Here is a 21,017-nt window from a genome sequence, read left to right on the forward strand (position 1 = left end):
CGTGTTCCCGATCTCCAGGTTCACCGCGGCTGACATACGAGCGACAACCATGACGACCCCCTTGCCTGTCTTCCGCTTCCTCCTGCTCGTCCTTGGCGCGGCGCTGATCCTGGCCGGCGCGCTGGCACGGGCGCAGAACATCGTGGTGATGGTCAACGGCGATCCCATCACCGATTTCGATATCGAGCAGCGCTCGAAGCTCGACCAGCTGACGACGCAGAAGACCGAGCCGGCAGGACGTCATCAACGAGCTGATCGACGACAAGGTGAAGATCAAGGAAGGCAAGAAATACGGCGTCGATCCCGGCGTCTCCGACATCAACCAGTCCTACGAGGGCATGGCGCAGCGCATGCGCATCTCGCCGGATCAGCTCACCAAGTCGCTCGAGGTCAAGGGCGTCCGCCCCGAAACCCTGAAGAGCCGCATGAGGTCCGAGATGGTTTGGACCAGCCTCGTTCGCGGCCGCTTCAAGGAGAAGCTGCTGGTCGGCGAGAAGGACGTCGCCGACAAGGTGCGGGAAGGCGGCAACGACCAGCTCCAGATCGAGGGCACCGAATACAAGATGCAGCCGATCGTGCTGATCGTGCCGCGCGGATCGTCCCCGGCATTTCTGGAGACGCGGCAGAAGGAGGCGGAGGGCTATCGCACGCGGGTTACGAGCTGCGAGGAGGCCAATTCGCTGTTCCGCTCGACGCCGAATGCCACCATCCGCGAGACCGTCACCAAGACGACCGCCGACCTGCCCGAGTCGCTGCGCAAGGTGCTCGACGACACGCCGATCGGCCATCTGACCGCGCCCGAGGTGACCAAGCAGGGCATCGAGATGGTCGTGGTGTGCGCGCGCAAGCCGACCACGATCGACACGCCGAAAAAGCGCGAGATCCGCGAGAAGATGTACTCCGAGAAATACGAGAAGACCCAGAAGGCCTATCTCGAAGAGGTCCGCAAGGCGGCGATGATCGAATATCGCAACCGCTGATGGCCAGCGCTCCTGCAAAGCCCCTCGCCCTGACGCTGGGAGAGCCCGCCGGCATCGGCCCCGACATTACCATCGCTGCCTGGCTCCGGCGCCGCGAATTGAACCTGCCGGCTTTCTATCTGCTCGGGGACGAGGCGCTGATCGCGCGGCGTGCCAAGGCGCTGGTCAACTCGCTCGGTGCTGACGTCAGGATTGCTTCCGTGAGCGCAAGCGAAGCCGCGGCCGCCTTCACCGAGGCCCTGCCCGTGGTTGCGACCGGCGAGCGTGCGACGGCCGAGGCCCGCAAACCCGATGCATCGAGCGCACCGGCAGCCCTCGCCTCGATCCGCCAGGCGGTCGCCGACGTGCGCGAGGCGCGCGCCGCCGCCGTCGTCACCAACCCGATCGCCAAGAGCGTGCTCTACCGCGCCGGCTTCCGTCATCCCGGCCACACCGAATTCCTCGCCGAGCTCGCCCAGCAGGACGGCCGCGTGCCGCAGCCGGTGATGATGCTGTGGTCGCCGCGGCTCGCCGTCGTGCCGGTGACGATCCACGTTTCCTTGCGCGAGGCGCTGAGCCAGCTCACCAGCGAGCTGATCATCTCGACCGTGCGTATCGTCGCGACCGAGCTGACATCGCGCTTCGGCATCGCACGGCCGCGGATCGCGATCTCCGGCCTTAACCCACATGCCGGCGAAGACGGCTCGCTCGGCCATGAGGAGCAGACGGTGATCGCGCCGGCGCTCAAGGCGCTGCGCAACGACGGCATCGACGCGAAAGGCCCCTTGCCCGCCGACACCATGTTCCACGAGGCTGCCCGCGACACCTATGACTGCGCGGTCTGCATGTATCACGACCAGGCGCTGATCCCGATCAAGACGGTCGCCTTCGACAACGCGGTCAATGTCACGCTCGGCCTGCCCTTCATCCGCACCTCGCCGGATCACGGCACCGCGTTCGACATCGCCGGCACCGGCAAGGCCAATCCAGCGAGCCTGATCGCGGCATTGAGGCTTGCAAGCCGCATGGCGGCTGCAACAAGCTGATGAGCGCAATCGACGACCTCCCGCCGCTTCGCGAGGTCATTCGCCAGCACGCTCTGTCGGCCCGCAAATCGCTCGGTCAGAACTTCCTGCTCGACCTCAATCTCACCGCCCGCATCGCGCGCGCGGCCGCACCGCTCGACGATACCACCATCGTCGAGATCGGCCCGGGCCCCGGCGGGCTGACCCGCGCGCTGCTCGCGCTTGGCGCCAGACGCGTCATCGCGATCGAGCATGACGAGCGCGCGATCCCGGCGTTACAGGATATTTCCGCTCGCTATCCGGGCCGGCTCGAGATCGTGCACGGCGATGCCACGAACTTCGATCCTCGGCCTCTGCTCTCGGGCGAGAAAGCAAAAATCGTCGCCAACCTGCCCTACAACATCGCGACCCATCTCCTGATCGGCTGGCTGACCAGCGAGCCCTGGCCGCCCTGGTACGAGCTGATGGTCCTGATGTTTCAGCGCGAGGTGGGCGAGCGCATCGTGGCGCGCGAGGACGAGGAGGCCTATGGCCGTCTCGGCGTGCTCGCCAATTGGCGTTGCGAGACGAAGATCCTGTTCGACATTTCGCCGTCCGCCTTCGTGCCGCCGCCAAAGGTCACTTCCTCCGTCGTGCGCCTGGTGCCGCGCGCAAGCCCGCTTCCCTGCGATCGCAAGATGCTCGAACAGGTCGCCGCCGCCGCCTTCGGTCAACGCCGGAAGATGCTGCGCCAAAGCCTCAAATCGCTCGGCGTCGATCCCGCGCGGCTTGCCGCAGCCGCCGGCGTCGATGCGACGCGGCGCGCCGAGACCATTCCCATTGCAGGTTTTGTTGCCATGGCGCGTGAATTGGCCGATATACGAAACGAAAGTTAAGAGGCAAATTTCGGAGCAAGGAATATGGCGTTGATGCGTCGGCAGTCCCTGGTCAAGTTCGATGCGCCGCTGTGCGAGACCATCGTCGATACGCCCAAGCCGCAAGGACGCGAGGTGCTGGTCCGCATCGAGCGCTGCGGGCTCTGCCATTCCGACCTGCATATCCAGGACGGCTATGCCGATCTCGGCGGTGGCAAAAAACTCGACACCACGCGCGGCATGACGCTGCCGTTCACGCTCGGCCACGAGATCGCCGGCGTGGTCGACGAGGTCGGGCCCGACGTGTCGGCCGACCTTGTCGGCAGCAAGAAGGCTGTGTTTCCGTGGATTGGTTGCGGCCAGTGCCGCGATTGCGCCAATGGCGACGAGAATCTTTGTGCGAAGCAGCGCTTCCTCGGCGTCTCCATCGATGGCGGCTTTGCCAGCCACGTGCTGGTGCCGGACGCGAAATATCTGCTGGACTACGATCCCCTGCCCATCAACCAGGCCGCGACCCTGATGTGCTCGGGCGTCACGGCCTACGGCGCGCTCAAGCGCCTGGTCGACCGCCCGCGCCAGCGCAACCTCCTGCTGATCGGTCTCGGCGGCGTCGGCATGATGGGTCTGTCATTTGCGCAAGCCATGTTCAAGCAGCCGATCACGGTCGCGGATCTCAGCCCGGCCGCGCGCGACAGCGCGCTGACCAACGGCGCAGCGGCCGCCTACGATCCGTCCGAGCCCGATGTCATCAAGCGTATCCTCAAGGACACCGACGGCGGCTTTGACGAGATCGTCGATTCCGCCGGCAACGAGAAGTCGATGGCGTTTGCGGTCGCGGTCGCCGCACGCGGCGGCAAGATCGTGGTCTCCGGCCTGATGGGCGGTCAGTTCACGCTGCCGATGGTGCAATGGGTCTACAAGCGCATGACCATCGAGGGCTTCATGGTCGGCACACTCACGGAGGCCCACGAACTGATGGCGCTGGCGCGCGCAGGCAAGATCAAGCCGACGCCGATGCGCGAAGAGCCGATGGGAGACGTTCAGAGATGGATCGAGGAACTCCGTGCCGGCAAGGTGGTCGGCCGCATCGTGCTGAAGAACTGAGCCGCAACAGCGCGCCCGATATACCGCGGCTTCGTACCGAGCGCGCGGAACGGCCTGGGCCATACGGCGTTGGCAGCACATGTCGATCCGCTGCACCGTTGAAAGCGCATTCTTCATTGCCTGGAGCTGCCTCGAGATGACCGGGGAGCTCGGCTCTCCTGATGCGTCCGCAAACGTCATTCTCGATGCCATCGAAGCGCAGCTGAAAACCGGTGAGCGCCGCCCGCTGATGCTCGGCAACAAGGCGATCGACGCCTACCGAAGCTACGTGGCGCTCAACCAGCGGTCGGCTGAGCGCGAAGCGCGGCTTGCTTAGCGCCCGCAAGCCATGCCCTCGGACCGCCGGCCGGCGGCGTATGTGGGTAAAGGCCGGCAGTCCGGCGGGCAGATCGCACGGGGGCGCACTCGGCGGCCGTGAGGTTAATCCAATCCGCGCGCGCGTTATGTTCACTCCTGAACAGAGCGTTTCAGCTCGTTCGCATTCCCGTAGTTCTCCGGGCGTGAACAGAGTTCGAAGCGTGGCCAGCGTGCAACGCAGATCTCGCCGCAGTCCATCGCCAACTTGCCGTTCTCAGAAGCTCTTCTGTGGACCTTGCAAACGCTAGGTTCCTGCGCGGAAACGCGGGTTCTCTCCGGTGCGCGGTTTTTGGAACACCCGACCTCCGGCGCGTTTGTCTCCTACGACGCTACGAAGGGACATTGAGTTGATCAACCCAAGCAGATGGTACGATCCCATATCCGAGCGCTGGATCGAACCGCGAGAAATGCGCTCGGAACCGACACCGCCACAACCGAGCGCGAACCACGTTGTCGAGCTTCAGCGGACCGTAGAAATCAAGCGTATCTGGCGCGCGCTGGTGGACTGCTGCGCGCGTGAGTGACGTTCATCTTCGCGCAGCGGCGGCGGAGCATCCTCCCACCGGGCTGTCGCAGCTAAACGTAGTTGTCCATTCGCTCTCCTCTCCTTAGTCATTCCGGGATCCGTGCGCAGCACGCGGGCCCAGAATCCATTGGGCCGCACGCGTGCGGAGGAATGGATTCCGGGCTCGCGCTACGCGCGCCCCGGAATGACCAGGCGTGCTGAAAATGCCTGATTTTGCGACGGAACAACCGCCGCGCAGGCCCGATTTGGGCCACATCCTCTCCGGATTTGCGGCTCATTGCCACCCAAGTCTTTGATCAGACAGGGAAGGTAACGAGTAGCGTCATGCGTCACCGGGAGACCAGGATGGGCAACCGATCCGCGAAGTTCATATCCGCGCTTGCGGGCAGCATCATTGCCGGCGCGCCATTGGCCGCCGTGTCGCAGAACGCGCCGAGCGTGCCGAGCGCATCGAGCACCGCAAGCACGGCGAATCCGGCCGGCGATTGCCTCGCCGCGCCGAAGGGCACGGCGCCGCAGGGACAGCATTGGTTCTATCGCCTCGAACGCTCGACCAAGCGCCAGTGCTGGTATCTGCGCGCCGAAGGCGGCAAGGCCGCAACCACGACGCAGAGCGCAAGCAGCGCGCCGCAGCCGGATTCCGCGCCGACGCCATCGGTTCAGGATGCGCACGCCGAGTACATCGCGCCGCAGAGCACCGCCCCAACTGCGCAGCCCGCGCCTGCAGCAGCGCCGCAGGCCGCAACTACCGATGCCGACAGCAATGCGCAGCCTCCCGCCGTTACCTCGCGCTGGCCCGATACTCCGGCGACAGCCGCCGTGCCCGCGCCGCCGCCGGTTGCTCCAGTGGCATCGGATGCGCAGCCGAGCGCGAAACCTGCCATCTCCCCTGCTCCGGTGATGCTCGCCGCGGCCGAGGCGCCCGCGGACAAGCCGACCGGCTCGCTCCAGATGCTGCTGTTGGTCGTGGGCGGCGCGCTGGCTCTCGCAGGCCTCCTCGCCAGCATCATCTACCGTTTCGCAGGCGGGCGCGTCCGCGTTCACGCGGGCGATCGCCGTGTGAACTGGGACCATGCAGAGCCGCAGCACGACGACGACAGCCGCGCGCCGTGGCTCAATGCGGCACCGGCCCCGGCGGCCCGCGCAGAAGAACGGCCGCGACCGGTGGACTTCGATGCCGCGCGTCCCCAAGCTCCGCAACTCGCCGCATTCACCGACGCGATCGCCAGGGTCGCAGCCCAGGCCCCTTCCGTCCACGCCGAGACAGCACAAGCAGAACCTGACGAGACCGAGAGCGAGATATTCGACGAGGGGTTCGAGATCGAGGCCGCAGCGCCTGACTTGGCTGCCGACGACAGCCATGACGAAGCGCCAACCGCTCGCGATGAAAATGCACGTGATGAGGACGCCGTCGACATCGACATCATCACGGCGATGCTGGAACGGCTGGCGAAGGAAGGGCCGCGGCTGACGCAGCCTAGCCTTGAAGCTGACCTTGCAGAGATCGCACAAAACCGACGAGGCCAATCCGCCGCTCGCGCTTGAGCCGTTCGGCCTTCAGGATGGACTGCACCTCGGCGAAGGCCTCATCGACGTCGTGGTTGATGACGATGTAGTCGTATTCGGCCCAATGGCTCATCTCGTGGCTGGCGCGGCTCATGCGATTGCGGATCACCTCGTCGGAATCCTGCGCGCGCGAATGCAGCCGCTTCTCGAGATCGGCGGCCGAGGGCGGCAGGATGAATACGCGAACTACATCGACACTCGCTTTCTGGTGCAGCTGCTGTGTGCCCTGCCAGTCGATATCGAAAAGCACATCCTGCCCGGCCGATAGTGCCGCCTCCACCGGAGCACGCGGCGTCCCGTAGAGATTGTCAAACACGGTGGCCCATTCGAGCAGTTCCCCCTGCTCCACCATCGCCTCGAACCTTGGCTTGCCAACGAAGAAATAGTCGCGCCCCTCGACCTCTCCCGGCCGCTTCTGACGCGTGGTCGCCGACACTGACATCTTCAGGCCGGGCTCTCGCTCGAGCAACATCCGCGACAGCGTCGTTTTGCCCGCTCCCGATGGCGAGGACAGCACGAACATCAGCCCGCGCCGCTCGACTCCCTCAGTTCCGTGACCGCCCGTCGTCATCGATCACTCCAGATTCTGGACCTGCTCGCGAAACTGCTCGACCACGTTTTTCATGGCGAGCCCGGTATTGGTCAGCTCGATGTCGTTCGACTTCGAGCAGCAGGTGTTGACCTCGCGGTGAAACTCCTGCGCCAGGAAGTCGAGCTTGCGGCCGACCGGGCCGCCCTTGCCGATCAGCTCGCGCGCCTGCGCGACGTGCGAGGCGATACGGTCGAGCTCCTCGCGGATGTCGGCCCTCGTCGCGATCAGGATCGCCTCCTGCATCAGGCGGTCGGAATCGAAACGGTCGGAGGTGTCGAGCAGCGCAGCGATCTGCTCCGCGAGCCTGGCCTTGATCGCCTCGGGCTTGCGGCCCGGCGCGGCCTCGGCCTTTTTCGCCAGCACCTCGACTTCGTCAACCCGCAGGATCAGGATCTGCCCGAGCGAGCTCCCCTCGCGCTTGCGCATCTCGACCAGTTCGGCGAGCGCCTTGTCGAAGGCTTCGGCTGCGGCGGCACGCGCGGCCTTGTCCTCCTCCTCGTCGCCCTCGGGCTCGGCGACCTCGATCACACCCTTGATGGCAAGCAGGCCGTCAACGCTCGGCGCCACCGCGTCGACCTTGCCGGCGATCACGGCAGCGGCCTTCAGCACGGCGTTGAGCACGTCCTCATTGACCCGGACGGAGGCTGCGGCATTGGCGCGCTTGACCGTGAGATTGGCGTAGACGGTGCCGCGCGACAAAAGCTCGCCGGCGCGCTTCTTGGCGTAGGCCTCGAGCTCGTCGAACCCCTGCGGCAGGCGCACCCGCAGGTCGAAGCCCTTGGCGTTGACCGACTTCAATTCCCATTCGAACGTGTACGGCCCGCTCGCGCCGTGGCTTCGGGCAAAGCCGGTCATGGACGACAGCGCCATCGGGTCAGTTTCTCCGGACATATGAGATTCGCGAGGCCATCAAGGCATGCGAATCTTAAGACTATTTTGCAGGAAAGTGTAATCCGCAAAGTCCCGCAGGCAGGCCTGCGTTAGCGCTGGATCACCGGCGGCATGGGCTGGGCTGCGCCCTGCCGCGCCGGCGCCGTGCGGGCTGGCGGCTTCTTCTGCTGGGTCGGCTTCGGCGTGGTCGCGGTTGGCGCGGTATCGGCGGCTGCGGGCGCGGAGGCCGCTGGCGCCTGTGCCTCGTCGGCCGGCTCGACCGTGTCGTTCTGGATCTGCTTTTCCATGGCACGCAGCTTGGCGACGTTTTTCTGGTGCGCGTCGTAGGTCTCGGTGAAGGCATGCCCGCCGCTGCCGTCGGCAACGAAAAAGAGGTCGCGGGTGCGGGCCGGATTGGCGGCGGCCTCGAGCGAGGCGCGGCCGGGATTGGCGATGGGGCCCGGCGGCAGGCCCTCGATCACATAGGTGTTGTAGGGCGAGGGCTGCGTGATCTCGCTGCGCTTGATCGGCCGGCCCAGCGTGCCCTTGCCGCCGACGATGCCGTAGATGATCGTGGGATCGGACTGCAGCTTGATTTTCTGCTTCAAGCGATTGACGAACACCGCCGCAACGCGGCTGCGTTCGTCCGGCTTGCCGGTCTCCTTCTCGACGATCGAGGCCAGCGTCACCAATTGCTCGGGAGTCTTGACCGGAATGTCCTGATTGCGGCGTTCCCAGATCTCGGCCAGCACGCGCTTGTGCGCCTGCTGCATGCGCTGGATCACCTGGTCGCGCGGGGTCCCGCGCGGGAACTTGTAGGTCTCCGGCAACAGCGTGCCTTCGCGCGGCACCTCGTGGACGCTGCCCGTGAAGATGTCGTTGTCGGACAGCCGCGCCACGATCTGCTCGGAGGTCAGGCCTTCCGGTATCGTGACGGCATGCTGCACCACCTTGCCCTCGACGATCGTGGCGATGACGTCGCGCAACGACGCGTTCTTCTGGAACGAGTATTCACCGGGCTTGAGGTCCGAGCTCGCCTTCAGCGCAGCGACGCTTGCAATGAACACCCAAGGATTGACGTCGGTGACGCCTTCCCGGTTCAGGGTCTCGGCGATGTCGCGCTTGCCTGCGCGCTGCGGGATGTTGACGATCTTGTCTTCCTGCAGTGGCCCGGGCGCCTCCAGCACCTGCCGCCCGTAATAATAAACGCCGCCCGCACCGATCATCGCGATCAGCAGCAGGGTAATGATGGCGTTGCCGACGATCACGAAGGGGTTGCGCGCCCGCTCCGATCGCTTCGGCGGCGGCGGCACCTGCTCGGGCTCGAGCGCTGCCCGCGGGCTCCGGGGCGAAATGGGCGGCCTTTCACTCATCGAAGCAACCTGAATCCTGCCGGTTCAATTGCGGCCTGACAATCGCTTGTCCTGCCACGCGCCCACATGTATGACTATCGCCGAATACGGCAAAACGGTGGATTCGCTTCAAACGCAAGCTAACTGGCCAAGCGGCGGAAGATCACCGACGCATTGGTACCGCCAAAACCAAAAGAATTCGACAATGCGACATTGACCTCGCGCTTCTTCGCCAGATGCGGCACGAGATCGATCGCAGTATCGACCGACGGATCGTCCAGATTGATGGTCGGCGGCACGACATTATCGCGAATCGCCAGAAGCGCGAAGATCGCCTCGATCGCGCCGGCCGCGCCGAGCAGATGGCCGGTCGAGGATTTGGTCGAGGACATCGCGACCTTCGAGGCGGCATTGCCGAGGAGTCGCTCGACCGCGCCGAGCTCGATTTCATCGCCGAGCGGTGTCGAGGTGCCGTGCGCGTTGATGTAGTCGAGATCGGACGGCGTCAGGCCGGCGCGCTTCAACGCCGCCGCCATGCTGCGGAAGCCGCCGTCGCCGTCGGGCGACGGCGAGGTGATGTGATAGGCATCGCCGGAGAGGCCGTAGCCGATCACCTCGGCGTAGATCCTGGCGCCACGGCGCCTGGCGTGATCGAGCTCTTCCAGGACGAGGACGCCGGCGCCCTCGCCCATCACGAAGCCGTCGCGGCCCTTGTCGTAGGGACGTGAGGCCTTCTCGGGCGTCTCGTTGAACGCGGTCGACAGCGCACGGGCGGCGTTGAAGCCGGCGATACCGATGCGGCCGATCGGCGATTCAGCGCCGCCGGCGACCATGACGTCGGCGTCGCCGAGCGCAATCAGGCGCGCGGCATCCCCGACCGCATGTGCGCCGGTCGAGCAGGCCGTGACAACCGAATGATTCGGTCCCTTCAGCCCATGCTTGATCGAGACATAGCCGGAGGCGAGATTGATCAGGCGACCCGGAATGAAGAAGGGCGACACCCGGCGCGGCCCGCGTTCCTTCAACAGGACCGCGGTCTCAGCAATGCCGTTGAGGCCGCCGATGCCGGAACCGATCATGGTACCGGTCGCGCATTTGTCCTCTTCGGACTCGGGATGCCAGTTGGCATCGTCGAGCGCCTGGCCCGCAGCCGCCATGCCGAAGATGATGAAGTCGTCGACCTTGCGCTGGTCCTTCGGCTCCATCCAGATATCCGGATTGAAGCTGTCGTTCGAACCGTCGCCGCGCACCACGGTGCAAGCGATCTTGGTCTGAAGATCGGAGACGTCGAAGCTCTCGATCTTGCGCGCACCGCTTTCGCCGTTGAGGATGCGTTTCCAGGTCGGCTCGACGCCGCAGCCGAGCGGCGACACCATGCCAAGACCCGTGACGACAACCCGCCTCATATCCGAAAACTCCGCATCGAAATATTCACGGCCAATAACAAGAAACCGGCTGACCGCTTGGAAGCGGCCCGTCCGGTTTCAATGTTGTCCCCGCGAAAATGAAGAGCCTTAGCTCTTCGCGTTCTTCTCGAGAAACTTGGTGGCATCGCCGACGGTGAGAATCGTCTCCGCGGCATCGTCCGGAATCTCGCACCCGAATTCTTCTTCGAACGCCATCACCAGTTCGACGGTGTCCAGACTGTCGGCGCCGAGGTCATCGATGAAGCTCGCTGCGTCGACAACCTTCTCGGGTTCAACACCAAGGTGTTCGACCACGATCTTCTTAACCCGTTCGCCAATGTCACTCATTGCATAACCTCGTGTTGTTCCCTGTAGACCCGACCCCCCGGGACGATACGAGCCGTCGTGGTCGTTGACTGCCTTCGCTTACGAACTTTGATTTGGCCCCATCCTAACCGATGCGGGCCCGGCGAACGACGGCCAAGGCTCCGCATCGCCAATATACAGGGTTTCAAAAACCTGCAATGGCGTTCTTTGCCCATCCGTTGAACGGTCCGGTTACCATACTTCAACTGCCTTGACTACAAGCCTCAATTCGCTCCGGAAACGGCCGTTTGCCGCTTCCCGCGCCGCCCATGTGGGCGGTGCGGAACGAAGCGTCAGATCATGGCCATGCCGCCATTGACGTGGATCGTTTGCCCGGTGACGTAGGCAGCTTCATTCGAACTGAGGTAGACGGCGGCGGCCGCGATGTCCTCGGGCGTCCCCAGACGAGCCGCCGGAACCTTGGTCAGAATCGTTTCGCGCTGCTTGTCATTGAGCGCATCCGTCATCGGCGTCTTGATGAAGCCGGGCGCGATGCAGTTCGCAGTCACGCCGCGCTTGGCATATTCGGCGCCCACCGTCTTGATCATGCCGATCAGGCCGGCTTTGGACGCCGTGTAATTGCCCTGCCCGGGATTGCCGGTGACGCCGACCACCGAGGTGATGGCGACGATGCGGCCGAAGCGCTTGCGCATCATCAATTTGGTGGCGGCGCGCGCAAGCCGGAAGGTCGACGTCAGGTTGACGTTGATGACCTCGTCCCAATCTTCATCGCGAAGCTGGACGAAAAGATTGTCGCGCGTGATGCCGGCATTGGCGATGAGGATGTCGACCTGCCCCATGGCCTTTTCGGCGGCGGGCACCAGCGCCTCGACCTCGTCGGCCTTGGAGAGATTGCAAGGCAGCACAAGGGCGCGCTCGCCGAGCTTGCCGGCCAGCCCGTCCAGCACTTCTTTCCGCGTTCCCGAAATCGCAACCGTGGCTCCCTGCGCATGCAGGGCCTGCGCAATCGCGCCGCCGATGCCACCGGTCGCACCCGTGACGAGCGCCTTCCTGCCAGTCAGATCGAACATTGATAGCTCCTCCAAAGCACGATCCGGAAAAGTGTGCAGCGGTTTTCCGGAAAGATCGTGCGCAAACTTTCAAGCCTGCTTCGCAGCGGCCAATGCATCCTTGGCGGCGGCCATGTCGTTCGGCCCGCCGATTGCAACTCCGATGGCGCCGTCGGCGATGCGCTTGACCAGACCGGTCAGCACCTTGCCCGCACCGATCTCGAAGAAGCGGGTGACGCCCTGCCCTGCCATATAGGCCACCGACTCGCGCCAGCGCACGGTGCCAGTGACCTGCTCGACCAGGCGGCGGCGGATCTCGTCGGGATCGGTGATGGCGCTTGCCACCACGTTTGACACCAGCGGCGCGGCCGGCGCCTTGATGGTGACTTTGGACAGCGCCTCGGCCATCGCATCCGCAGCCGGCTGCATCAGCTTGCAATGGAAGGGCGCCGACACCGGCAGCAGCATGGCACGCTTGGCGCCCTTGCCCTTGGCGATCTCGATGGCACGATCGACCGCCGCCTTGTCGCCGGAGACGACCACCTGCCCCCCGCCATTGTCATTGGCGGCCTGGCAGAACCTGCCCCTGGGCCGCCTCGTGGGCGACCGCCATCGCGGCCTCATAGTCGAGGCCGAGCAGCGCGGCCATGGCACCTGCGCCGACCGGCACCGCTTTTTGCATTGCGAGACCGCGGGTGCGAAGCAGGCGCGCGGTATCAGAAATCGTCAGGCTCCCGGCTGCGGCAAGCGCCGAATATTCGCCAAGCGAGTGGCCGGCAACGAAGGCAGCATCCCGCCCCACAGAAAAACCCGCCTCAGATTCCAGCACGCGCAGGGTGGCGATAGAAACCGCCATCAGCGCCGGCTGGGCGTTCTCGGTGAGCTGAAGGGTTTCGGCCGGGCCATCCCAAATGATCGCTGTCAGCTTCTCCCCAAGCGCGGCATCGACCTCGTCGAACACAGCGCGCGCTACTGGGAAGGCGTCGGCCAGGGCCTTGCCCATGCCGACCGCCTGGGAACCCTGCCCCGGAAACGTGAATGCTGCCGTCATCGGCGCTCCCTGCCTGTCGCGCGTGATCCCTACGAGAACCGGCGGTCGCCTACGCACGGCCTGGGCGATGGTTCCGGATCATGCTTCAAAGGGGGCCGTAGACACTGTCCGGGGCCGCAATGTCAAGCCAAGATGGGAACCGGAACCGGCATTCGACGCGACGCCGACTGATCAAAACCCGCCGGCGTTCTGATCCGCGCCGATCTCGGCGCCGGCCCGCGCGCGGCGGGCGCTGCTTGCCAATTGCCCCGGCCGGTCGTCGCTGTTCGGCTTTGCGGTGGCGAGCCGCAGCACCGCAGCATAGTTCGGCTGCAATTCCATCGCCCCGGCATGCCGGCTTTCGCTGAGCAGGCGATGGACCTTCGGCAGATTGTAGCAGGGCACGTAGAACAAGAGATGATGCTCTAGGTGGTAGTTGACGTAATACGGCGCGATGAACAGGCGCTCGAGAAGATTGGCGTGCGTGGTGCGGGTGTTGCGCAGAGGATCGCTGCTATCGGGGACCACCGCGTGCTCGGCGATGTTGCGGATGCGGGTGATGACCATCATCCAGGTCACCAGCGGCAGCAGCCATAACAGCGGATACGCCCACCATATGCCGGCCGCCGCCAGCACGGCGAACATCACGGCATTGACGGCGCATTGCGGTCCAAGCTTCTCCAGGAAATGCGTCAGACGCCGCCGCCGCGGCCAGTCCTTGGGCCCGAGCGCGTTGAGCAGTTGCGCCTTGCGCTGCTGATAGCCGGTCTGCCCGGTGATATCGCGCAAGAACTTGCGGCGGTAACTCAGCTTGGTGATCGGAAACGGCGCCGACAGCACCAGATCAGGATCGTCCTCCTGCTGCGTGCGCGCGTGATGTTGCAAATGATAGCGCCGATAGGCGCGCGTCTCGGCAAAGATGGGATAGGCGCAGAACCACTGGCTCAGCGTCAGATTGGTGGTCTCGTCGGCAGAGAGGCAACCGTGCGCGCCGTCATGCATGAGGATCGCAAGCCCAAGCTGGCGCGAGCCGATGATCGCAACCGCCAGAATATAAGTGAGTGGATTGGGCCACCACGCGACCAGCGCTATCGCGCCGATGATCAAAGCCCAGGCGTGCGCAATCAAGGCCACCCCCTTCCATGTCACGCGCCGGCGCACGTCGACGAGTTGGTCCTCGGTCAGAAAATCGCGGGCACGCATGCGAAGCGCGGTCATGGCTCATTCTCCCCGTCCGAACCGGTTGAAGCGTCGTGATCCCCGACAAGGCGCAGGCGCGCGGCGTCGCCGGTGGATTTCGCCTGCTCGCCGAGCACGCGCAGCATCTCGGCACAGAGCTCATCCGGTGAGCGGCCCATGGCGTAGCCTTCGAGGATGACGCCGATGGCGACCGCCCAGAACCGCCGCGAGCTTTCGTCGGGCGCACGCAGCGAGCGCCAGCCGTGCTGCGCGACCTGGCTTGCATAGGCGCGCGCGCCTTCGCTGTGCAGGCGCTCGATGGTGCGCTCGACCAATGGCGCGAGATCCTGGCGGCGCCGGGTCAACGTCAGCGCTTCGGCGAAGAAGGCGATCGTATCGCTTGCCGTGACGGTCTCGGCCAACGCGTGCGTGTACTCCCGCGGCGAGCGCGCCTTCAGCGCCGCCTGCTCGGTCGCACGCGCCAGATACAGCAGCTCGCGGCAGGCGCATTCGACGAACAGCGCCTCCTTGGTGCGGAAGTAATAGGTGATCTGGCTCGGGAACGCGTTCGCGGCGGCCGCGATATCGGTGATCGATGCGCCCGACAGCCCCCGCTCTCGGAACAGCGGGCTTGCCGCGTCCAGCAGCACGGAACGCATCTTGCGGCCGGCCGAGCGTGTGGCACGCGCAACATGCTTGGGGTCGCCGGCCATCGCCTCAAACAGCTCCTGGATCGCCTTTTCCACCATTGATCCTCTCTCTTGCTATATTTGTATGTTATACAAACAAATAAAGCAAGGGACTACGCCGCTTGAGGCGCCTTCGGGGAGCGCCCCGGCCGAAATTCGGGCCCTGCGACCTTGCCAAGCCGACCAAAATCCGTATAAGGCGCGCATCCGCAGACCCCGGCCGGGAGCTGAACGGACGGTCGCAGCAAATCACTTGTGATTTTGATGTGGCAGGGCCAGTCGGCCCGTCGTCCCGTGTTTCCGCCTTCTGAGCTTAATCCCAGAGTCCTTTCCGAAGGCCTCTTAAGGGCTTGACGCCGGGCGATGCGCCAACATGAGGAAAGGACTTCCATGGCTCTCTATGAGCATGTTTTTCTCGCGCGCCAAGACGCGAGCACGCAGCAGGTCGAAGAGCTGACTGCGCAGATGACCGGCATCGTCGAGGGTCTCGGCGGCAAGGTCACCAAGACCGAGAATTGGGGCGTACGCTCCCTCACCTACCGCATGAGCAAGAACCGCAAGGCGCATTTCGTGCTGCTTAACATCGACGCGCCGTCCGCGGCGATCGCCGAGATCGAGCGCCAGGAGCGCATCAGCGAAGACGTGATCCGCTATCTCAGCGTTCGCGTCGAGGAGCTCGAGGAAGGTCCGTCCGCGATGATGCGCAAGGCCGATCGCGATCGCGAACGTGATGATCGCGGCGGCGGCTTCCGCGGCGAGCGTGAAGGCGGCTTCCGTGGCGACCGCGAGGGCGGCTTCCGCGGTGGCGATCGTGACGGTGGCTTCCGCGGCGATCGCGGTCCGCGCCGTCCGCGCGACGAAGCTGAAACCACCACGACGGATGCGGAGTAAGATCAATGGCTGAAGCTGGTGCACGCCGTCCGTTTTTCCGTCGCCGCAAGAGCTGCCCGTTCACGGGCGCGAATGCTCCGAAGATCGACTACAAGGACTCCAAGCTGCTGATGCGCTACGTCTCCGAGCGCGGCAAGATCGTGCCGAGCCGCATCACCGCGGTGTCCGCGAAGAAGCAGCGTGAGCTCGCCCGCGCCATCAAGCGCGCGCGGTTCCTGGGCCTGCTGCCCTACGTCATTCGCTAAGACGGCTAATACGATCGGCGGCGCCGCGCCGCCGATCGTCACTTTTTGAACTCATAAGGCTTCCGGCTCGTCCGGTCGCCGATGGTTGGGGCGAGATGCCTCTAACCGCTCGAAGGGAGCGGGACAGCTGATGATGACCTTCGGACTGATAGCCCTGATCGCCGGCGCCGCGTCGGCCCTGATGTTCGCCTCGATCGTATCGGGCGCGCTGATCTCGCTCGTCCTGTTCTATCTCGCACCGCTGCCTCTGATGGTGGCCTCGATCGGCTGGGGGCCGCTTTGCGCGACACTCGGCGGAATCGGCGCCGCGCTCGGCCTCGGCGCCCTGTTCGGCCTGCCCTACTGCCTCGCCTTCGCCGTCACCGTCGCGCTGCCGGCCTGGTGGCTCGGTCATCTCGTCCTGCTCGGTCGACAGGTCACCGCCTCTCCCGTTGCCGAGGCGCCGGCCGAACCCGAGATCGAATGGTATCCGGTCGGCCGCCTGCTGCTGTGGATCGCGGGCTTTGCCACCCTGACCACGATCGCCGCCCTGCTCACGCTCGGCACCGACGCCGAGACCATCACCGGCGCGCTGCGACGCGGCCTGATGCGCATCCTGCGCGCCGCCGACCCGCAGGTCTCGGGCGAGGTCGACCAGTTCGTCGACGCGCTCGTGACGATCGCGCCGGCCGCCGCCACCATCGTCGCCATGATGACCCTCACCCTCAACCTCTGGCTCGGCGCCAGGGTGACCGCGACGTCGGGCCGGTTGCGACGTCCCTGGCCGGATTTGATGACGGCCGAACTGCCGCCGATGACGCTCGCCGTGCTCTGCATCGCGCTCGCGTTCTGCTTTACCGGCGGGCTGCTCGCGATGTTCGCGCAGATCACGACGGCGGCGCTGATGATGGCCTACGCGCTGACCGGCTTCGCCGTGCTGCATACGCTGACGCTCGCGCTGAAGAGCCGCGCGTTCTGGCTCGGCTCCACCTATGCCGTTGTCGTCGTGTTCGGCTGGCCGGTGATCGCAATGGTGATCCTCGGCCTTGCGGACGCCGTGTTCGGCTTCCGCGAACGCTTTCTGCGCAACCGGCTGCCGCCGCCGCTGCCGACCTCTTAAGTCCAAACCCGAAACCTGCAACTCAGAGCACTTCAAAGGAGAACGAATATGGAAGTCATTTTGCTGGAACGCGTCAACAAGCTCGGCCACATGGGCGAAGTCGTGAAGGTTCGCGACGGCTATGCCCGCAATTTCCTGCTCAAGCGCGGCAAGGCGCTGCGCGCCACGGCCGACAACCGCGCCAAGTACGACGGCATGAAGGCCGAGCTCGAGGCTCGCAATCTCCAGAGCAAGGGCGAGGCGTCCAAGATCGCCGAGAAGGTTCAGGGCAAGAACATCATCGTGATCCGCCAGGCCTCGGAAGCCGGCCAGCTGTTCGGCTCGGTGACGGTGCGTGACGTGGTCACGGCCTTCGAAGCCGACGGCGTTGCGCTCGAGCGCCCGCAGGTCCAGCTCGACGCGCCGATCAAGACCATCGGCAAGCACACCATCACCGTCGCGATCCACCCCGAGGTCGAGGTCGACGTGACCGTGACGGTCGCGCGCAGCCAAGACGAGGCCGAGCGCATCAACCGCGGCGAGGACATCTCGACCCGCAACGAGGACCGCGATGCGGCCGCCGAAGCCATTGCGGCCGCCGGCGAGTTCTTCGATCCGGAAGCCCAGCAGGACGCCGAGCCGGCGCCGGCTGCGGAAGAGACCGAGAAGTAAGCCTCGCGTTCACGCAGGCAACGAAGCCCGGCTGCCTCAGGCAGCCGGGCTTTTATTTTGGCGGCGGCCTCGCTCAGCATCGCGATCGAAGCCAGCGCCGTCGCCGTATGCTTCTCGATGCCCTCGCTGACGCAGAACACGTCCGCCGCGAGGCCGCGACCCCGTGGATCAATCCAAAAAATGCTTAGCGTGAGATCGGCGGGGCCGGCGGACCGGACTGTTCGGCCGGCGCCGGGGCGGCTGCGGTCGCGGGCGGCGACGGCTCCTCCGACTTGGCCGCAGGCTCGGAGCTGCCGCTGGCAGCCGGCTCAGCCGGCTTGGGCGCGGCCACCTCAGCAGGCTTGGGAGCGGCGACCTCAGCGGGCTTGGCCATGGACGGCTCAGCAGGCTTCGCGGCAGCCGCCGGGGGTGCCGGTGTGACAGCCGGCACCGGATCGGGACGCAGCGCCGGCGCCTCGGTGCCGCTCGGCTCGACCTTGGCGCTTTCCGGCTTGGCCTCGGCTGGCTTCTCGGGTGCCTTGCTGCTGTCAGGCTTGGATTCGTCGCGACCAGAATCGATCTTGCCGCTGTCGCTCTTCGGCTCGGATTTGGGTTCAGCCTTCTTGTCGCCGGCGTCCTCGATCTCAGGCTTGGCGCGCTTGCTGAGCCGCTTGGCCTTGCGGCCCTCGGGCTGTTCTTCGTTGGCCTGGCCCTCGGGCTTGGCACTTTCCTTAGCACCTTCCTTGGCACCCTCTTCGCTCGGCCGCGCCGCGCGCTTCTGACGCCCCTCAGGCGCCGGGGTTGCGCCCTCTCCCTCCGGCTTGGCGGCCTCTTGCGAGCGCTGGCGGCGGCCCTGACGTTCGGGGGATTGCGCCGGGTTGGTGTTGGCGTCCTTCTCCTTGGCGCCATCCTTCTTCTCCTTGCCATCCTTGCCACCGTCCTTGGACTGGTAGCGGGCGTCGGTGGCACCATTGGAGACGAGATAGGAGGCCAGCACGCCGGCCATGTCGGGGCTGGTCGTGTAGTGCTGACGCAGGAAGCCTGGCAGCGAGCCCGGCGCGACCGTTTTCAACAGCCCTCTCGGGCTCTTGTGACAGGCATTGCAGGTCTGCGCGAATATTTGGGACGGGGCCTTGCCGGCCTCAAGGTTCGTCACCTGCGCCAGAACGGCATCGCTGCCGAAGCCGATCAAAAACAGCACCGTTGCGAGGCTGAGCGCGCGGCTCGACATTCCCATCATCTCCATAGAATTCCGAGAGGTGCAGCCCGCCTCCGGCGCGCGGCGGCCACCTTTTAGCGGATTATGACGCGAATGGAAGCAGGCTCATCGCGCAAGGATTTGACCCTGCAATTTTGGAATATCGGCTTTGAACACAACGCAATAGCAGGCCACGAATAGGCTGTTTAAATCTCCATGCAAACGCATAGGAACCCTGCCGGCTCCTGGGCGTAGGAAGTGAAAGCTGGGTTAGTCGCTTCTTTTCGGGTGCGCTCGAGAGGTAGGTGCGGATGGACGGCTTGTTGCGTAGATCCCTGTCTCAATTCATCCGCCGCGGGTCGATGACGGTGACCACGGCGGCCGGCACGAAATTCTGCGCCGGCGACGGCTCCGGCGAGCCGGTCGAAGTCCGTTTCGTCACTGCCGACGCGGAACGGAGAATCCTCATCAATCCCGAACTCGGGCTTGGCGAGGCTTACATGGATGGCGAGTTCGTCGTCGAGCGCGGCACCATAGCCGACGCCCTCGCAATCCTGCTCGACCAGCCTGACCTGTTGCCGCAATGGGCAAAACCGTGGTGGCACCTGCGCTATCTCACGCGGCACCTGAAGCAATTCAATCCGCGGACGCGCGCCCGCCGCAATGTCGCGCATCACTATGATCTCGACGGCAGGCTCTATTCGCTCTTTCTCGACGCCGACAAGCAATATAGCTGCGCCTATTTCGAGACCCCCGAGGCCACGCTCGACGACGCGCAACTCGCCAAGAAGCGGCACGTCACAGCGAAGCTGCGCCTCAGAGGCGGCGAGCGCGTGCTCGACATCGGATCGGGCTGGGGCGGGCTCGGCCTTTATCTGGCCGAGATCGCAGGTTGCGACGTCACCGGCGTCACGCTCTCGACGGAACAGTTGCAGGTCGCGAACGCGCGCGCCGCCGAGAAGGGTTTGGCGCGGTCGGCGCGATTCCTGCTCCAGGACTACCGTGACATCGACGGGCCGTTCGACCGTATCGTCTCTGTCGGCATGTTCGAGCATGTCGGGGTCAAGTTCTACGACACCTATTTCAAACGCTGCGCCGAGCTCCTGAGCGAGGACGGCGTCATGCTGCTGCACTCGATCGGCCGCTCGCAAGGCCCGGATCTGACCAATCCCTGGATCGCCAAATACATCTTTCCCGGCGGCTACATCCCGGCGCTCTCGGAGGTGCTGCCCTCGATCGAGCGCGCCGGGCTGCTGGTCTGCGACATCGAGATCCTGCGCTTGCACTACGCCGAGACATTGAAGGCATGGCGGGAGCGCTTCATGGCGCGGCGCGAGGAAGCGGTGCAACTCTACGACGAGCGTTTCGCCCTGATGTGGGAGTTCTATCTCGCGGCCAGCGAGATGACGTTCCGCAAGCAGCACATGATGAACTTCCAGGTTCAGCTCACCAGGCGCCAGGGCGTGGTTCCGATGACCCGCGACTATATCGCGCATGAAGAAGCCCGGCTGCGCACCCTCGAGGGCGGCGCCGAACCGAGACTGAAGCTTGCAGGTGAATAGGTTCTAATGGCGAGCAGTCGAAATCGGCGGCAGCGGGAAAGTGGCGGCTAACGCCAGCTGCACGCGCAATTCCGCGAGGATTTCGGGCGCGACCGGCTGACGCCGCAGCTCCGGCTGCGAGGCCTGCTCCATGGCGGCGATCAGCCCGCACAGCCAAAGCCGGCTGCCTGCCTCGCTTCGCCAAATCTGGGACTGCCGTTCTGGCCGCATCGCTGCCTCGTCTTCGGGGGCGTCGGAGATAATCCCCGGCCCGCCTGCCTGTTCCGGTCATACCCCCGAAAGAATCCGGGGAGATGTGATCTGCTTCACATAAGTCTGGTCGGCCCTGGCCTAGATCGTCGCTATGAGCAAGAAGACCCAAACCTCATTCGACGTGCAGGACGACCTCCGCACCGATTACGCCCTGATCGCCACCGGCGTCGGTGCGGCCCTGGTTGCGCTGGTCTACCTCCTGCTGGTCTGAACCCGCGCCGAAAGCGGCCAGCGCGCCAAATCGCGCGCTCTTTG

20 protein-coding genes and 3 pseudogenes are annotated in these 21,017 nt (G+C 65.1%); 11 read left to right on the forward strand and 12 right to left on the reverse strand.

Features of this window, described 5'->3' with window-relative positions; all coding sequences use genetic code 11:
• Nucleotides 1–49 precede the first annotated feature (49 nt).
• The 6 genes and pseudogenes from AB8Z38_RS08630 (at nt 50) to AB8Z38_RS08655 (ending at nt 6,370) form a co-directional block, all read left to right on the forward strand.
• Nucleotides 50–980: pseudogene (locus AB8Z38_RS08630) on the forward strand (peptidylprolyl isomerase).
• Complete coding sequence (gene pdxA, locus AB8Z38_RS08635; RefSeq protein ID WP_369724249.1) at nt 980–2,005, forward strand: 4-hydroxythreonine-4-phosphate dehydrogenase PdxA; 1,026 nt, start codon at nt 980–982, stop codon at nt 2,003–2,005. Before AB8Z38_RS08630 ends, pdxA begins: the two are co-directional and overlap by 1 nt.
• Nucleotides 2,005–2,859: a 16S rRNA (adenine(1518)-N(6)/adenine(1519)-N(6))-dimethyltransferase RsmA gene (gene rsmA, locus AB8Z38_RS08640; RefSeq protein ID WP_369724251.1), complete on the forward strand. Its 855-nt coding sequence runs from the start codon at nt 2,005–2,007 to the stop codon at nt 2,857–2,859. The genes pdxA and rsmA overlap by 1 nt, the downstream gene beginning before the upstream one ends.
• Before the next feature lie 24 nt (nt 2,860–2,883).
• Nucleotides 2,884–3,942, forward strand: a complete 1,059-nt coding sequence (locus tag AB8Z38_RS08645; RefSeq protein WP_369724253.1) for an alcohol dehydrogenase — start codon at nt 2,884–2,886, stop codon at nt 3,940–3,942.
• 136 nt (nt 3,943–4,078) lie between these two features.
• A complete protein-coding gene (locus AB8Z38_RS08650) occupies nt 4,079–4,258 on the forward strand; it encodes a hypothetical protein (protein WP_369724255.1) in 180 nt (59 codons plus the stop codon).
• Nucleotides 4,259–5,170: 912 nt separating this feature from the next.
• Complete coding sequence (locus AB8Z38_RS08655; RefSeq protein ID WP_369724257.1) at nt 5,171–6,370, forward strand: hypothetical protein; 1,200 nt, start codon at nt 5,171–5,173, stop codon at nt 6,368–6,370.
• Here the strand turns inward: AB8Z38_RS08655 and gmk are convergent.
• The 9 genes and pseudogenes from gmk to AB8Z38_RS08700 all read right to left on the reverse strand — a co-directional run bounded on the left by gmk (nt 6,303) and on the right by AB8Z38_RS08700 (nt 14,945).
• On the reverse strand, nt 6,303–6,962 hold the full coding sequence (gene gmk, locus AB8Z38_RS08660) for a guanylate kinase (protein WP_369724259.1): 660 nt from the start codon (nt 6,960–6,962) through the stop codon (nt 6,303–6,305). The genes AB8Z38_RS08655 and gmk overlap by 68 nt on opposite strands.
• A gap of 3 nt (nt 6,963–6,965) precedes the next feature.
• The gene (locus tag AB8Z38_RS08665; protein ID WP_369726779.1) at nt 6,966–7,853 is read right to left on the reverse strand and encodes a YicC/YloC family endoribonuclease; all 888 of its coding nucleotides are present in this window, start codon (nt 7,851–7,853) and stop codon (nt 6,966–6,968) included.
• Nucleotides 7,854–7,963: 110 nt separating this feature from the next.
• Nucleotides 7,964–9,226, reverse strand: coding sequence for an endolytic transglycosylase MltG (gene mltG, locus AB8Z38_RS08670; protein ID WP_369724261.1), 1,263 nt, complete (start codon nt 9,224–9,226; stop codon nt 7,964–7,966).
• A 119-nt stretch (nt 9,227–9,345) separates the two neighbouring features.
• Nucleotides 9,346–10,611, reverse strand: a complete 1,266-nt coding sequence (gene fabF, locus AB8Z38_RS08675) for a beta-ketoacyl-ACP synthase II (protein WP_369724263.1) — start codon at nt 10,609–10,611, stop codon at nt 9,346–9,348.
• A gap of 108 nt (nt 10,612–10,719) precedes the next feature.
• A complete protein-coding gene (locus AB8Z38_RS08680; protein ID WP_008130699.1) occupies nt 10,720–10,959 on the reverse strand; it encodes an acyl carrier protein in 240 nt (79 codons plus the stop codon).
• A 311-nt stretch (nt 10,960–11,270) separates the two neighbouring features.
• On the reverse strand, nt 11,271–12,008 hold the full coding sequence (gene fabG, locus AB8Z38_RS08685; RefSeq protein WP_369724266.1) for a 3-oxoacyl-[acyl-carrier-protein] reductase: 738 nt from the start codon (nt 12,006–12,008) through the stop codon (nt 11,271–11,273).
• A 69-nt stretch (nt 12,009–12,077) separates the two neighbouring features.
• Nucleotides 12,078–13,038, reverse strand: a pseudogene (fabD, locus tag AB8Z38_RS08690) (ACP S-malonyltransferase).
• 171 nt (nt 13,039–13,209) lie between these two features.
• A complete protein-coding gene (locus AB8Z38_RS08695) occupies nt 13,210–14,235 on the reverse strand; it encodes a fatty acid desaturase family protein (protein ID WP_369724268.1) in 1,026 nt (341 codons plus the stop codon).
• The gene (locus AB8Z38_RS08700; protein ID WP_369724270.1) at nt 14,232–14,945 is read right to left on the reverse strand and encodes a TetR/AcrR family transcriptional regulator C-terminal domain-containing protein; all 714 of its coding nucleotides are present in this window, start codon (nt 14,943–14,945) and stop codon (nt 14,232–14,234) included. The genes AB8Z38_RS08695 and AB8Z38_RS08700 overlap by 4 nt, the downstream gene beginning before the upstream one ends.
• A 330-nt stretch (nt 14,946–15,275) precedes the next feature.
• On the opposite strand from AB8Z38_RS08700, the gene rpsF reads away from it, so the two are divergent.
• The 4 genes from rpsF to rplI all read left to right on the forward strand — a co-directional run bounded on the left by rpsF (nt 15,276) and on the right by rplI (nt 17,771).
• A complete protein-coding gene (gene rpsF / locus AB8Z38_RS08705) occupies nt 15,276–15,776 on the forward strand; it encodes a 30S ribosomal protein S6 (RefSeq protein WP_369724273.1) in 501 nt (166 codons plus the stop codon).
• Nucleotides 15,777–15,781: 5 nt separating this feature from the next.
• Nucleotides 15,782–16,021 carry a 30S ribosomal protein S18 gene (gene rpsR / locus AB8Z38_RS08710; protein ID WP_007592020.1) on the forward strand — a complete coding sequence of 80 codons (240 nt, stop codon included), beginning with the start codon at nt 15,782–15,784 and terminating at the stop codon, nt 16,019–16,021.
• A gap of 130 nt (nt 16,022–16,151) precedes the next feature.
• A complete protein-coding gene (locus AB8Z38_RS08715; RefSeq protein WP_369724276.1) occupies nt 16,152–17,120 on the forward strand; it encodes a DUF2232 domain-containing protein in 969 nt (322 codons plus the stop codon).
• Between the two features lie 48 nt (nt 17,121–17,168).
• Nucleotides 17,169–17,771, forward strand: coding sequence for a 50S ribosomal protein L9 (rplI, locus tag AB8Z38_RS08720; protein ID WP_369724278.1), 603 nt, complete (start codon nt 17,169–17,171; stop codon nt 17,769–17,771).
• Nucleotides 17,772–17,818: 47 nt separating this feature from the next.
• On the opposite strand, the pseudogene AB8Z38_RS08725 reads toward rplI, so the two are convergent.
• Nucleotides 17,819–17,923 (reverse strand): annotated as a pseudogene (locus AB8Z38_RS08725) (PaaI family thioesterase); the annotation flags it as partial.
• A gap of 32 nt (nt 17,924–17,955) precedes the next feature.
• Nucleotides 17,956–18,981: a hypothetical protein gene (locus AB8Z38_RS08730; RefSeq protein WP_369724280.1), complete on the reverse strand. Its 1,026-nt coding sequence runs from the start codon at nt 18,979–18,981 to the stop codon at nt 17,956–17,958.
• A gap of 278 nt (nt 18,982–19,259) precedes the next feature.
• On the opposite strand from AB8Z38_RS08730, the gene AB8Z38_RS08735 reads away from it, so the two are divergent.
• Nucleotides 19,260–20,510 (forward strand): class I SAM-dependent methyltransferase, encoded by a 1,251-nt coding sequence (locus tag AB8Z38_RS08735; RefSeq protein WP_369724282.1) that lies wholly within the window; start codon nt 19,260–19,262, stop codon nt 20,508–20,510.
• A gap of 3 nt (nt 20,511–20,513) precedes the next feature.
• On the opposite strand, the gene AB8Z38_RS08740 is transcribed toward AB8Z38_RS08735, so the two are convergent.
• Nucleotides 20,514–20,720, reverse strand: coding sequence for a transcriptional regulator (locus tag AB8Z38_RS08740; protein WP_369724284.1), 207 nt, complete (start codon nt 20,718–20,720; stop codon nt 20,514–20,516).
• Nucleotides 20,721–21,017 lie beyond the last annotated feature (297 nt).

This window comes from Bradyrhizobium sp. LLZ17, assembly GCF_041200145.1.
GTDB lineage: Bacteria > Pseudomonadota > Alphaproteobacteria > Rhizobiales > Xanthobacteraceae > Bradyrhizobium.